At 57.7% G+C, this 14040-nt stretch carries 9 protein-coding genes; 8 read left to right on the top strand and 1 reads right to left on the bottom strand.

Annotated features, from left to right (window positions below):
* Nucleotides 1-61 precede the first annotated feature (61 nt).
* Complete coding sequence (locus tag MCACP_RS10485; protein WP_406676706.1) at nt 62-658, bottom strand: DUF4912 domain-containing protein; 597 nt, start codon at nt 656-658, stop codon at nt 62-64.
* Between the two features lie 119 nt (nt 659-777).
* Between MCACP_RS10485 and MCACP_RS10480 the strand changes: the two genes are divergently transcribed.
* The 8 genes from MCACP_RS10480 (at nt 778) to nrfD (ending at nt 13854) form a co-directional block, all read left to right on the top strand.
* Nucleotides 778-2742, top strand: a complete 1965-nt coding sequence (locus MCACP_RS10480) for a glycoside hydrolase family 15 protein (RefSeq protein ID WP_406676705.1) — start codon at nt 778-780, stop codon at nt 2740-2742.
* 90 nt (nt 2743-2832) lie between these two features.
* Entirely contained in the window at nt 2833-3546 is a 714-nt protein-coding gene (locus MCACP_RS10475; RefSeq protein ID WP_406676704.1) for a CPBP family intramembrane glutamic endopeptidase, read from the top strand.
* A gap of 9 nt (nt 3547-3555) precedes the next feature.
* The gene (gene rlmD, locus MCACP_RS10470) at nt 3556-4848 is read left to right on the top strand and encodes a 23S rRNA (uracil(1939)-C(5))-methyltransferase RlmD (protein ID WP_406676703.1); all 1293 of its coding nucleotides are present in this window, start codon (nt 3556-3558) and stop codon (nt 4846-4848) included.
* 222 nt (nt 4849-5070) lie between these two features.
* The gene (locus MCACP_RS10465; protein WP_406676702.1) at nt 5071-6759 is read left to right on the top strand and encodes a sigma 54-interacting transcriptional regulator; all 1689 of its coding nucleotides are present in this window, start codon (nt 5071-5073) and stop codon (nt 6757-6759) included.
* 43 nt (nt 6760-6802) lie between these two features.
* Nucleotides 6803-9076: a molybdopterin oxidoreductase family protein gene (locus MCACP_RS10460; RefSeq protein ID WP_406676701.1), complete on the top strand. Its 2274-nt coding sequence runs from the start codon at nt 6803-6805 to the stop codon at nt 9074-9076.
* Between the two features lie 210 nt (nt 9077-9286).
* Nucleotides 9287-11863, top strand: coding sequence for a molybdopterin-dependent oxidoreductase (locus MCACP_RS10455; RefSeq protein ID WP_406676700.1), 2577 nt, complete (start codon nt 9287-9289; stop codon nt 11861-11863).
* On the top strand, nt 11863-12549 hold the full coding sequence (locus MCACP_RS10450; protein WP_406676699.1) for a 4Fe-4S dicluster domain-containing protein: 687 nt from the start codon (nt 11863-11865) through the stop codon (nt 12547-12549). The genes MCACP_RS10455 and MCACP_RS10450 overlap by 1 nt, the downstream gene beginning before the upstream one ends.
* 15 nt (nt 12550-12564) lie before the next feature.
* Nucleotides 12565-13854 (top strand): NrfD/PsrC family molybdoenzyme membrane anchor subunit, encoded by a 1290-nt coding sequence (gene nrfD / locus MCACP_RS10445; protein ID WP_406676698.1) that lies wholly within the window; start codon nt 12565-12567, stop codon nt 13852-13854.
* Nucleotides 13855-14040: the final 186 nt, after the last annotated feature.

The raw sequence follows: 14040 nt of genomic DNA, 5'->3' as shown, positions 1-14040 counted from the left end.
GGCCCGGACCAATTTTATGTAAATGATATAAGGACGGGTCTTATTTATAATGGCCCCGCCCTTATTTTTGTGTTTTTACCAGCAGGGTCGAAGTGAAACCTTTTGCCTTACCGTAACGTTCCACCGCCTGCCAGCAGGCTTCCAGGGGCGGCCATAAGGGGTCGATAATGTCGCTGGGTTTATCAGCCGGGGTAGTGACAATATTGGACCGGGCTATGGTAACAAAGCCATATTCCGGAAACCAGCGTCCCAGGTCAACGCAAAAGGTGCTGCAGGGTTTACCGGTATGAATATACCAGTTGTCGGCCATATCGGTAATGGCAATTTCAAAAAAGGGTGCCTGGAGAAAATCGTAAGGATTGTTAGTAAGGTCGTAGATTCTTAGTATTGGACGGGATTTTTCCCAGGCACTCGAGCCAAAGCGGCGCTTAAGCTCCTCCTTTTTGGCATCGCTTAACTCCCAGTAGGCATAGAGCCAGTAGGGGTCTTTCACCATCAGGACAATCTCATCTTTTCCATATTTTTGTGGTAAGTCCTGGTTTACTGGTACCTGTGTAGGTAAGGGTTTGGCTGCCGGGCGGGTGGCCTGCCGGCGCCGGTACCAGATGAGCGCCCCGGCCAGAATGGCCAAGACTAACAGGGCAACAAAGGTTATCATGCAATAATCCCCGCTCTCTGGTGGAATAATGCTAATGGATCGTTAAACTCATCGCTTAGTATATCCACTTACCTTGACTTTATTGCCGCTAAGATGAGGAAAGTGAAGGGGCGAGAACCATGCCGCGAGAACTGGCCCTGGGGAACGGGCGTTTGTTAATTAATTTTGATGCTGAATTTAATATGCGTGACTTATATTATCCCTATGTTGGCTGGCCTAACCACATTGGCGGGGAAAGAAATCGCCTGGGCTGCTGGGTGGATGGCTGTTTTAGCTGGCTGGGAAGTCGGGACTGGGAGCGAGAGGTAGGCTATGAAGCGGATACCCTGGTAGGCCATTGCCGGGCCAGGAATAAAGGGATGGAACTGGAAATAATTATCAACAACGCCGTTCATTTTCAAGAAGATATTTACCTGGCCCGGATCACGGTGCACAACATGGCCGGTCGCTCCCGGGAAGTGCGGCTGTTTTTTTATCATGATTTTACTTTAAATGAATCCCCTATCGGCGATACGGTGACTTACCTGCCGGATCAGAAGGTTTTACTTCATTATAAAAGGGGACTCTACCTTTTAATCAATGGCCGCGCCGGGGCCAATATTTTTTTTCAGTATGCCACCGGCAACAAGCGCTTTCGCGGTGCCGAGGGTACCTGGCGGGATGCCGAGGATGGCTGGCTGGAAGGCCATCCTATCCACCACGGTTCGGTAGACAGTACCTTTAGCTTTCGCCTGCAGCTGGCCGCCGGGGAGATAGGGGAGATTACCTACTGGATTGTGGCTGCCGAGAACTTTACGGCTGCTAGAGAGTTGAATAACCGGGTGTTGTCCCAGGGGGTGAAAAACATGCTGGCGGCCACGGCAGCCTACTGGCGGGGCTGGGTCTATAAAAATGGACGCGACTTTGCCGATTTACCTCCGGCAGTAGTTGACCTCTACCACCGCAGCCTCCTGGTCATGCGCACCCAGATCGACAACCGGGGGGCGATCCTGGCGGCTACCGACAGCGACATCCTGGCGGAAGCCCGGGATCACTACGGCTACTGCTGGCCCAGAGATGGGGCCCTGGTAGCCGGTGCCCTGGACCAGGCGGGGTACAGCGAATTAACGGCCGGCTTTTTTTATTATTGTTCCCGGGTGCTGGAAGAGGACGGCTTTTTTTATCAAAAATACAATCCCGACGGCAGCCTGGGATCCAGCTGGCTGCCGCCGGTGCACCGGGGTGAGCGCATTTTGCCTATCCAGGAAGATGAAACGGCCCTGGTTCTCTGGGCCCTGGGCCAGTCCTTCCGCCTGGGGCGGAACTGGGCTCTCGTGCACGATCTTTTTCCGGCCCTGGTACGGCCGGCAGCCGATTTCCTGGTGGATTATCGCGACCCGAACCTGGGCCTGCCCCTGCCGAGCTATGACCTCTGGGAAGAGCGGCGCGGCATCTTTGCCTTTACTGCGGCTGCCGTCTACGCCGGGTTGACTGCTGCTGCCGATATGGCGCGCCTGGCCGGTGACACGGGCGGGGAAGAACGTTACCGACGGGCGGCGGTGGAAGTCGGGAGGGGGATTAGCGAACACCTCTATTCCCCGGATCTGGGGCGTTTCATCCGGGGAGTTTACAGGGAAGATGACGGCCGCCTGGTGCCTGATTTTACCCTGGATGCCAGCCTCGCGGCCCTGGCCCTGCTGGAAGCGGTACCCCTGGCTGACCCGCGCTTGCAACGGACCATGGCGGCAGTGGAGGAAGGACTGCAGGTCAAGACGGAAATTGGCGGCATAGCCCGCTATACTGGCGACTACTACTTTCGAAAAAGCGATAACCTCCAGGTGGCTCCGGGTAACCCCTGGTTTATCTGTACCCTGTGGCTGGCTGAGTGGCACTCTTTACGCGCGCAAAATTTAAATGACCTGGCCGCGGCCCGCGGTATTCTTACCTGGGCGGCAGAACGAGCCACGCCGGCGGGGATGCTCCCGGAGCAACTGCACCCCTTTACCGGCGAACCCCTGTCGGTATCTCCTTTAACCTGGTCCCATGCCACCTTTGTGAGCGCCGTAGAAAAGTACCTCGCCCGGAGACGGCAGTTGCTACCATAATTCTAATAAAAGGCTTTGCAAAGCTTCGGGGCTTGTTATATATTTTTAGAGGAGACCTGTTGCTATTCACCCCGAGTTAGTTAAAAGCGAATGTTGGTGAAATTTATGACAGGAGAAACGGGGAAAATACCCTGGAATTTATGGCAGTGTCTCCTGGTATTACTGGGGATGCTGGCGGCAGGTTATGGGACGGCGTTGCTGGTACGGTTCTTTGCATCGGGGCTACCCCTGGCCTACCGTTACCTGCTGGTGGGGCTGGCCCAGGGTGCGGCCGTTCTGGGCGGACTGCATTATTTTGTCCGCAAGAAAAACGGCCTGAGCCTGGAAGCTGTGGGTTTAAAAGCCGCTGTTTTGCCCCGGGCCATAGCTGTGGGCCTGGGAGGCGGCCTGGCTTTATTTTTACTGCTAGTTATTGTGGGCAGCCTGTTACAGCTCTTTTTACCCGACCAGGCCCCCCAGCCCTTTACCGAACTGATTATTAACGCCCGGCAGCCCCGTGACCTGGTTATACCGTTATTTCTCGGTGCTTTCGTGGCTCCCGTTTCGGAAGAACTATATTTCAGAGGGTTTCTCTTCCCCGCCCTTAAAAATCGCTACGGCTTCGCCTGGGGCCTTGTGGGGAGCGCCCTGATCTTTGCCTTCCTGCACCTGGACCTGGTGCGTTTCCTGCCCCTTGCCCTGGGGGGGATAGGTCTGGCCTACCTTTATGAACGGACGGGAAATATCCTTACCGCCATTGTTGCCCATGCTACCTGGAATACCATTATGATTTTCCTTCTCTATTTTGCCCTGCGGTGGGTATGAAAAATAGATATGAAAAATATGGAAAAAATTGATATAACAGGGTTAACCCATGAAGGGGCCGGTGTGGGTCGCTTGCAGGACGGCCTGGTAGTTTTTGTACCGGGGGCCCTGCCGGGAGAAAGGGTAAAAATAGAGGTCGCTGCCAGGAAGAAGAATTACGCCCTGGCACGGCTGCTGGAGATCGAAAAAGCTTCACCGGACCGGGTATTACCACCCTGCCCGGAGGCGTACCATTGTGGCGGATGCCACCTGCAGCACCTGGACTACCGGGCCCAGCTCTTATGGAAACGGCGCCTGGTTGTTGAAGCCTTGCAGCGCCTTGGGGGGGTGCGGGACATAAGTGTTTTGCCGGTCCTGGGAATGGCCAATCCCTGGGGTTACCGCAACAAGGTGCGGCTCCATGTGACCGGAAGCCGTCTGGGTTTTTACCGGCGGGGAAGCCATGAGGTAGTACCCTTTGCCCATTGCCGCCTCTTACCAGCCGGGCTCCAGGAACTTGCCCGGGAGATGGCCCGCCTGCTGCCGGGTCTGGGTCCTGGCCTCAGGCACGTGACTCTGCGCCAGGGCTGGGCTACAGGGGAGCTGCTGGTAGCCCTGGAGGCCCAGGGTTGGCCGGCGGCAAAGGAGTTAGCGAGCAAACTGGCCGGCCGCTTCCCGGAGCTGGTGGGAGTAGTAGCCCTGCCTCTGAATAATGACAGGGGAGTGGTCAGGGAAAATATCCTCTACGGACGGGATTACCTGGAGGAACGCCTGGGAGCATTACGCTTCTATATATCAGCCACGACCTTTTTTCAGGTTAATTCGGCCCAGGCGGAAGTCCTCTATAATCAGGCAGCGGCCTTTGCCGGCCTCCGGGGCGGGGAAGAGGTCCTGGACGCCTACTGTGGCAGCGGCGCCATCGCCCTGTGGTTGAGCCGGCAGGCGGGTAGAGTTACCGGGGTGGAAGTAGTTATAGGCGCCGTTCATGATGCCCGGCGCAATGCGGCTTTAAATAAGATTACCAATATCCGGTTTCATGCCGGGGCTGCCGAGGTACTTTTACCCCGCTTGGCCAGGGAGGGTTGCCGGCCCGAAGTTGTTATCCTGGACCCGCCCCGGGCCGGCTGCGACCGCCGGGTGCTGGCGGCCGTGGCGGCCATGAAACCACGGCGGGTGATCTACGTCTCCTGCAACCCGGCGACGTTAGCCCGGGATCTGGCATACTTGCTGGAGGCCGGCTTTACTCCTGGCCCTGTACAACCGGTGGATATGTTTCCTCACACTCATCATGTGGAGTGTGTATGTTGTCTAACTATGATTTAGGTCAGTTATACTTTAGCAGTAGATTCCCATACATATCTTCCTTTGCGCGCATCACTGCAAATCGTAGTGATATGCCTTTGAAATTAACTGTCAATTTATAAAAAATAGATTACTTACCTAAACAATCCGTGCTTTGCTGGCGTGCCGGGCATAGTTGCCGTCAGAAGTACGAAATGTTAACATAATGAAAGAGCAGGGATGACATACAGGGAGGGGAGAATAATGGCCGGGGCTGCCTGGGATTTCTGGGGAGAAACCTTTGATGCCCTGCAGCAGGGAATGATTTATGTCGACGCCGGCGGCCACATCCAGGTTGCCAATTCCCTGGCTGCCGCAATCCTGGGGCTGGCCGGCCGGGATTTAAAGGGCCGGCGGCTGACGGAGGTCTTTCCTGAGACGCGCCTGGCGGAGGTCTTTACCAACCGCCGCCCCCTCCAGGGAACCCGTTTTGCCGCCGGGGGTAAAAACTACCGCGTCGATTATTTCCCCGACGGCCGGCGTGGAGTAGTCGTTCTTTTTACGGAAGAACAGCCGAGTGCAGCCCACCTGCAGGCCCTGAATGATCTCTACGCCGCCCTCCTCGATGATTTTCCCCTCTACCTGGTTGTAGTTAACCGCCGGGGGGTAATCGTCAGTATCAACCAGATGTATGCCGAGCTGCTGGGACAGGGAGCTGATGCGCTGACGGGCCTGGAGGTTGGCGATGTTTTAACCTTTAGCCGCCTGCCGGAGGTCCTGGCTACCGGCCGGCCGGTAGTCGGTCACGAGGTCCAGTATGCCGGCAAGAAACTGCTATTATCGGAAATGCCTGTCAAAGATGCCGCGGGCAACCTCCTGGGTGCGGTTGGCAAGGCCATGGCAGTTGAAGACCTGGCCGCTGCAGGCCTCAAAGATATTTCCCGGCGCCTGCAGGTTTTAGAGGGCAAGCTCCTCTTTTACCAGCAGGAACTCGATTCTATCCATGGAGATGACGCCTGGCAGGGCATCCTGGGGACTAGCCCGGCCGTGGTGCAGCTGAAAAAACTGGCGGCCCGGGTGGCCCGGGGCGAGGCTAACGTTTTGATTACCGGCGAGAGTGGTACCGGGAAGGAACTGCTGGCCCAGGCCATTCACCGGGCCAGTTCCCGCCGTAATGAGCCCCTGATTAAAATAAACTGTGCCGCCATCCCGGAGAACCTGCTCGAAGCCGAGCTTTTCGGTTACGAGGAAGGGGCCTTTACCGGGGCGGCCCGGGGCGGCAGGCCCGGCAAGTTTGAGCTGGCCGACGGCGGCACTATCTTCCTGGATGAAATCGGCGACCTGCCCCTCAGTATGCAGCCCAAACTACTGCGGGTCCTGCAGGAAAGGGCCTTTGAACGGGTCGGGGGACGCCGGACCATCAAGGTTGATGTGAGGATTATTGCTGCCACCAACCAGGATCTCCTGTCCCTGGAGGCGGCCGGCAAGTTTCGCCGCGACCTTTATTACCGCCTGGCGGTGGTGAACCTGCATATACCGCCCCTGCGGGAGCGGCCGGAGGATATCCAGGTTTTGACGGCGGCCATTATCCGGCGCCTTAATAACCGGTATGGAATGGACGTCAGGGGCCTGGCCCCGGCGGTGCAGGAGCTTTTTTACCGCTATACCTGGCCGGGTAATGTCCGCGAGCTGGAGAACGTCCTGGAGCATGCCTTTAATTTCCTGGAACCGGGGGAAGAGATCATCCGCCGGGAGCACCTGCCGGCGAGCCTGCAACAGGTGGGCGGTAAAGCTGCAGGCCTGGAATTGAAGGAGGCCGTTGCTGAAGCAGAAAAGGCAACCATCCAGAGGGCCCTGGCGGCCGCCGGCGGGAATAAGCAGGAGGCGGCCAGACTCCTGGGCATCCATCCTTCCGGCCTGTACCAGAAGTTGAAGCGCTACAGTATCGAGTGAATTCTTGCGGGGCTAATTCCCGGTAACAAATGAGGGATTGCCGATGGTAGGAGCAGAGTTGCAACAGGGGATAGTCAGCCTGTTCCAGGGCCAAGGGGAAGCAGCCGTGGATCGCTGGGTGGCTACTACCTGCGGTTATTGCGGTACCGGCTGCGGCCTCTACCTGGGGGTTAAAGACGGCCGGGCGGTGGCCGTTAAACCTGATACCGCCGCGCCGGTAAATAAAGGCCACCTGTGCCTCAAGGGCCTTTATGAGTGGAAGACCCTGCACCACCCGGAGCGGGCGACGGTACCCCTCCGCCGCCGGGGTAGGGAAATGCATCCCGTGACCTGGGAAAGGGCCCTGGAGGAGGTGGCGCAGCGTCTCCGGGAAGCCCTGGCAACCGGCGGCCCGGAAGCCGCCGGCATTTACCACGGCGGGCAGCTGACCCTGGAGGAATACTACGCCATCCACAAGCTGGCTAAAGGCGTCCTGGGTACGCCCAATATAGATGCCAATACCCGGCTCTGTATGGCCTCCACGGTAAGCGGTTATATCCGCTCCTTCGGCGTGGACGCCCCGCCGGGCTGTTACGAAGACCTGGATGTGAGCCGCCTCATCTTTATCTTCGGCGCCAACCCGGCGGAGATGCACCCCCAGCTATGGCAGCGGATTTTACGCAACCGTAAACTTAACGGGGCCAGAATCATGGTGGCCGACCCGCGCCTTACCCTGCCGGCCCGAGTGGCCGATATCCACCTGCGCCTGCGCTGCGGCAGCAACATCCCCCTGCTGTACGGCTTGATTAATATACTGATTAAGGAAGACATGCTGGACCGCGATTTTATCCGGCGGGCCACGGCAGGCTTTGAGGAACTGGCCCGCGCCGCTGCCGCCTTCCCGCCGGAGCGGGTGGCCGGGCTGACCGGCGTGCCGGCGGCGGATATTGTGGCCGCCGCCCGCCTCTTCGGCCGCTCCCCCAGTGCCGTGACTGTCTTCTGCCAGGGGGTAAACCAGAGCAGCCAGGCGGTTGATACGGTAACTCTGATTAACTCCCTGCACCTGATAACCGGTAAAATCGGCCGGCCGGGGTCGGCGCCTTTCTCCCTGACCGGCCAGGCCTCGGCCCTGAGCATGAGGGAGATTGGCGGCGGCGGTTCTTTGCCCGGTTTCCGCAACCCGGAGAATCCTGAACATCGCCGCCAGGTGGCAGATTATTGGGGTATCCCGGAAGAGCGGCTACCCCGGCGGGTCAATGATATCAACCGTATGCTGGAGCTGGTGGAAGACGGCAGGCTAAAAGTTCTGTGGGTCATCGGCACCAACCCGGCCGTCTCCCTGCCGGATCTGGGTTTCAGCCGCCGCCAGCTGGAGAAGGTCTTTTTGATTGTCCAGGATATCTTTTATCCTATGGAGACGGCGGCCTTCGCCGATATCTTCCTGCCCGGTGCCGGGTGGGGAGAAAAGACGGGGGTCGTTACCAACTCGGAACGGCGCCTGAACCTGGTCCGCCGGGCCGTGGACCCGCCGGGAGAGGCGCGGGACGACCTGGCCATCGTCAGCCATGTGGCCCGCTACCTGGGTGCAGGGAGCCTCTTTGCCTGGCAGGGCCCGGAGGATGCCTTCCGGGAGTTGCGCGAGCTAACCCGCGGCCGGCCCAACGACATGACAGGGGTGGATTACGCCCTGCTGGAACGCCTGGGGGGCGTCCAGTGGCCCTGCCCGGAGGGCGGCCGGGGTACGCCCCGCCTTTATACTGACGGGGTCTTCCCTACCCGGGCGGAGGAGGCCCAGGGTTACGGTGAGTTCCATCACCCGGAGGGCCGGGCGCGCCTCCTGGCTGTTCCTTATGCACCGCCGCCGGAAGTACCTGACGGGGAATTTCCCTTCTGGCTCAATACCGGCCGGGTTATTGAGCATTACCATACCCGTACCAGGACGAAGCGTATCCCCGAACTCCAGGCCCTGGTACCCGGGGCCTATGTGGAGATCAATCCTGCCGATGCGGCCCGCCTGCAGGTGACGGATGGCGAGTTGGTCCAGGTTATCTCCCGCCGGGGCTGGATTCAGGTGCCGGCCAGGCTTACAGAGGTGGTGGCGCCGGGGGAGGTCTTTGTCCCCTTCCACTTTGGCGATCTGGACCCCGGCGAGAGGGAAAGGCGTCAGGCGGCCAACCACCTCACCGGCCGGAACGTCGATCCCCTTTCCGGCCAGCCCATGGCCAAGGCCGGCGCCTGCCGGATTGAAAAACTTCAAGCTGGAAGCACGGGTCAGGAGGGCCGGGGTGAAAAGGGCAACGGCCCGAGGATTTTCTATAAATCTAGAAAGGGATTATAAAATTTTAGAGACCTCGTCAGCTCAGGACGGTAAAAAGTCCCGGGAAAACACGCCCCGGGGCTTTTGTTTTGCTGGCATGAAACTTGCATTAAAAAATGTATAAATGAACTACTTTCACAAGGCGGTGGACGGGCAAAAAATGACCGGAAATACTATTGGGGATGCCGGAAGCGGGTCCCGGAATGCACCGTGGAGGTGACAGGCAAAGTTATGAAGGATAAAAATGAGAAGCGAGAATTCAGGCTCAGCCGGCGCCAGTTTTTAAAGGCGTCGGCGGCGACGGCCGTCCTCGCGGGTACGGCGGGGGCTACGCGATATTTTATCCCGAAAGCCGGGGCAGAGAATACGTCCCCGTTAAAAGAAGTCAAATACGTGCGCACCACCTGTTCACCCAACTGTACCCTGGCCTGCGGTATCAGGGCCATGGTGGTGGATGGACAGATCAAGGCCCTTTTACCGTCCAACGACTACCCCGAGCCCGAATATGGGCCCAGGGGATGCCTGCGGGGGCTCTCCTTTATCAACCTAATCTACGGTCCTGACCGTATAAAAAAACCCTTAATCCGGACCGGGGAACGCGGTGCGGGGGAGTTCCGGGAGGTCTCCTGGGAAGAAGCCCTGGACTATACGGCAAAACGCCTGAAGGAGATTGCCGCCAAATACGGGCCGGAATCCATCGGCTTTATTTTCCAGGTCGGCGGGACCGGCCACGTCCAGAAAGGGGCCTGGATTGCCCTGGCTACAATGGCGGGGTGGAGCCTGATCCACCCTTACGACCAGAACGGCGATCTGCCTATGTTCTGGCCCATGACCTTCGGCGTCCAGTCGGAAGAACTGGAACCCCTGGAATGGCTTAATTCCCGCTATATAGCCATTTTTGGTTCCAACGTTATGGTTACCCGGCTTATTGATGCCGACTTTCTGATCAAAGCCAGGAATAATGGTACAAAGGTGGTTGTTTTTGACCCCAACTACAGCCCGACGGCCGCCAAGGCCGACGAATGGGTCCAGCTTAAACCCAGCAGCGATGCAGCCCTTGCCCTGGGGATGGCCAGGGTAATCATTGAAGAAAAGCTCTATGACGAGGCATTCATCAAAACCTACAGCGATATGCCTCTTCTGGTGCGTCTTGATAACAGGCGGCGCCTGAAAGCGGATGAGGTTAAGGGCCTGGCCAGACCGGACGGACTACCGCCCTACCGGGAGGCCTTTGTCGCTTACAACGGGAAGTTACTGGCCGTGCACCCGGAAAAGCTGGAGCTTCCCCCGGATGTAATCCTGGAGGGAGAAATTGAAGTGGAATTAAAAGATGGCCGGCTGGTCAGGGTTAAACCGGTCTTCCAGCTGTTAAAAGAACATTTAGCCAGCTATACACCGGCCTATGTAGAGCAGGAGACTGGCGTTCCCGGGGATACGGTGGTCCGCCTGGCCCGGGAGATGGCGACAACGAAACCGCTCCATGTCATCTATGGTGCCAGCAACTACCAGTGGTATCACGGCGACTTGAAGGGCCGGGCCCTGGCCCTGTTGCCGGTGCTGACCGGCAATATCGGCAAGCCGGGTGCGGGTATTTCCACCTATGCCGGCCAGTACAAGATCCGGTTCAATGTCAAAGAATGGTGGTTCCCCGGGTCGCCCAGATGGCTTCCCTGGCTTTATATCCTCCATGGCCCGACCCCCGGTATGAAAGCCAGGTGGCCCAAGAACGGGATCAAAGCCCTGATCTTTGGCTGGGGCAACCCCTTCGACCAGCATAATATGGCCGACCGCCTGCGGCAGATGGCAGTAAAGGGCGAACTGGAATTCATCGCCGGCCTGGATTTTTCCCTGACCACCAGCTGCCGTTACAGCGATGTCGTTTTCCCGGCCGCCACCTGGTATGAAAAGACCGAACTGGTGACCACTCCTTTGCACCCCTACATGCAGCTGCAGCAGCCGGCCGTCAAGCCCCTTTATGAAGCCAGGTCCGAACTCTGGATGGCCAGGGAACTGGCTAAGAGGCTCGACCCCGGGTTTGCAAAACACTTTTTCCCCGAGCTGGATGAGAACACGGCGGCGGAAAAAGCGGTTGAGCTACTCCTTGCCACCGGCGGCCCGCCGGTGGCCGGGATCACTCTGGAGCAGCTGAAGAAGGGGCCGGTGCGGCTGAAATCGGAGGTGCCGGGAAATCGCCAGATTCCCTTTTACGAGCAGGTACAGTTTAAAAAGCCCTTCCCGCCCGTCAGCCGGCCGGCGGCAATTGAAGCTACGGCTCAATTTGTTAAAAGCGGCAGGATCGAGTTTTACAAAGAAGAAGACGCCTTTATCGCCCTCGGCGAAACTTTGCCCGTGCACAAGCCGCCCTTTGAGGATAGCGAGTATGCCTTGAATCCTGAAATTAAAGGCAAGTACCAGTTTGCCTATATCACCCGAAATTCCCTTTACCGGGTCCACTCCACCCATTCCAATAACCTCTGGATGAACGAGCTGCAGGATAATAAGCCGAAGGTTTTCTTGAACCCCCAGGACGCTGCCGCAAAGGGTATTAAAGAAGGCGACCTGGTCGAAGTTTACAATGACCGCGGCCGGGTGCGTGGTTATGCCGCCCTGGACCCGGGCCTGGGGAGAAAAATAGTCGTTTTTGAGCAGGGCTGGTGGAGCCGCTATCTTAACGGTGACTCTTATAACTCCCTGACCTATCCTTTTATCAAGCCCACCCATGAGGTCTACTTCGTACCGGGGATATGGGCCCCCAATACAGCCTGGAACGAGGCCCTCTGCGATGTACGAAAGGCAGGTGAGGTATAGTGAGACTGGGAATGGTCATCGACCTGGACCGCTGCATCGGCTGCCGTACCTGCGCGGTGGTTTGCAAAGGGCACAACTCCCAGCCGCCGGGTATGTGGTGGAACCGGGTTTTTACTCCGGGAAGTCCAGAACACCAGCTTCCCGTAGCGCAAAACGGGGAAGTGGAGATGTCTTTTTTGCCCGTATCCTGTCAGATGTGTGAAAATGCGCCCTGTGAAAAGGTCTGCCCGGTGGGGGCGACCTACACCGACGACCGGGGCCGGGTGCTGGTGGACTACGAGCGCTGTATCGGCTGCCGCTACTGCATGGCCGCCTGTCCCTACGGCGTGCGCCAGTTCAACTGGGAGGACCAGCACAAGGCCAAAGCGAAGGCGGGTTATATGCCGGGGTATGATTACGGCTATCCTTTCGAGCATCGCGACCGGAACGGCCGCCTGGTTTACACGCCGGATCGTCCCAAAGGTATTGTTGAAAAATGTACTTTCTGCGTGCAGTATACCGATAAAGGGGAATTACCGGTTTGTGTCCAGGCCTGCCCGGCCGGGGCGCGCTTCTTCGGCGACCTCGATGAACCCCGGTCGGAGGTAAGCCGGCTGGTGCGGGGGCGGCAGGCCCTGCGGTTGAAGGAAGAGCTGGGAACAAAGCCCAAGGTATATTACCTGCCACCGACAAGACCGCGGAAGTAAAAGGAGGGAGAGCTTGTGAGGAAACTAAATGTGGCTTTTGTCCCGGGCCTGGTTCTTTTGCTGGTAAGTTTATTTGCCTGGGGCTACCAGCTTAAAAACGGCCTGATTGTGACCGGTATGCGCAATCCCTTTAGCTGGGGCCTGTATATTGCCACCTTCGCCTTCTTTGTGGGGATTGCCGCCGGGGGGCTAATCGTTTCTTCTTCGGTTTACCTTTTCAATCTTGAGCAGTTGAAGCCCTTTACCCGCATTGCTTCCCTGTCCGCCTTTGCCAGCATTATGGCTGCGGCGGCAGTCATCCTGCCGGACCTGGGGCGGGTAGAAAGGATTTACAACTTGCTGCTGCACCCCAATTTCCGGTCGCCTTTAATCTGGGACGTAATAGTTGTTTCCGCCTACACCGTTTTAACTTTCTTGAGCGTTTATTTTCAGCTTTTACCGGACTGGAAAAAGGAAGGACGCGGTTTTCTCAACGGCTGGACAAGGAAGCTTTCCCAGGAGGAAGTAGAAAGCATAGCTGCCAGGTGGTCCCGGCGGGTAGCCATAGTGGGGCTCCCGGTGGCGATTCTAATTCACACCATCACGGCCTTGATTTTTGCCACCCAGGCTTCGCGCGGCTGGTGGTATACGGCCATTTTACCTCCGGATTTCATCGCCGTGGCGGTGGCTTCCGGGACGGCCCTGGTGCTGGTGATTGCCATCCTGGTGGTCGGGAAAGATGGGTTTAACCAGTATGCAGACGCCTTTAATACCCTGGCCCGGATTGCGGCCAGCGCCCTGGCCGTCCACTTCTTTTTCGTAGCCATGGATATCTTAATTCACTGGTGGTGGGGCAGCCCCGAAGCCTTAAGCACCCTGGGCCTGGTTTTCAAGCGTTATGGCCCGGTCTACCTGGTGGAAATCGCCCTGCCGGCCCTGGTCATGGTTTACTTCTTCAGCGAGAAAGGCGGTCGGTCGGCCGGTTCCCTCTTGCTGGGATGCGCCCTGCTTTTTACCGGCGTATTTGCCCACCGGCTGATGTTGATGTTCCCGGCCTTTAACCAGTTTCCCTTAAGCCTTTCCCTCCCCGGCATGGAGGTCGAAGGCTGGCCTTACCCCATAGCTGTAGGCGTATTTAAAGCAGGAGCGCCGGTATTTGCCGGCTCCTGGCCCTATGTGCCCACCTTATTTGAAGTTGCCGTTGATCTTTTACCCTTTGGCCTGGCACTGCTTGTCATTTCCTTGCTGGTGAGTGCTTACAGTTTCCTGCCTCAGATACCGGGTAGAAGTAGTTCTGCACCCGGCGGTCGCCCCTGGGTGTCTTGATGACGAAGATGCTAAAATTTGCCGGCATTTGACTTGTGCTCTAAAAAATTATTATCCCATCCAGGTATTAATAAGAAAAGGGCGAGATAATGATGTTACGTCAAGATGCAGGGTTTTTTTGACCCGGAACGGATACGCCCGGCCCTGACCAGGGTTCTCCCCTCACCATACAATAGGGTGGGGGTG

Origin of the sequence: Neomoorella carbonis (assembly GCF_045278715.1) — a bacterium.
Lineage (GTDB): Bacteria > Bacillota > DSM-521 > Neomoorellales > Neomoorellaceae > Neomoorella > Neomoorella carbonis.
Note: the sequence above shows the minus strand (reverse complement) of the source record. Positions and strands in the feature narration are given on the sequence as shown.

Coding starts and splice junctions, on each gene's coding strand:
- MCACP_RS10485 (WP_406676706.1), bottom strand. CDS start 658: ATGATAACCTTTGTTGCCCTGTTAGTCTTGGCCATTCTGGCCGGGGCG.
- MCACP_RS10480 (WP_406676705.1), top strand. CDS start 778: ATGCCGCGAGAACTGGCCCTGGGGAACGGGCGTTTGTTAATTAATTTT.
- MCACP_RS10475 (WP_406676704.1), top strand. CDS start 2,833: ATGTTGGTGAAATTTATGACAGGAGAAACGGGGAAAATACCCTGGAAT.
- rlmD (WP_406676703.1), top strand. CDS start 3,556: ATGAAAAATATGGAAAAAATTGATATAACAGGGTTAACCCATGAAGGG.
- MCACP_RS10465 (WP_406676702.1), top strand. CDS start 5,071: ATGGCCGGGGCTGCCTGGGATTTCTGGGGAGAAACCTTTGATGCCCTG.
- MCACP_RS10460 (WP_406676701.1), top strand. CDS start 6,803: ATGGTAGGAGCAGAGTTGCAACAGGGGATAGTCAGCCTGTTCCAGGGC.
- MCACP_RS10455 (WP_406676700.1), top strand. CDS start 9,287: ATGAAGGATAAAAATGAGAAGCGAGAATTCAGGCTCAGCCGGCGCCAG.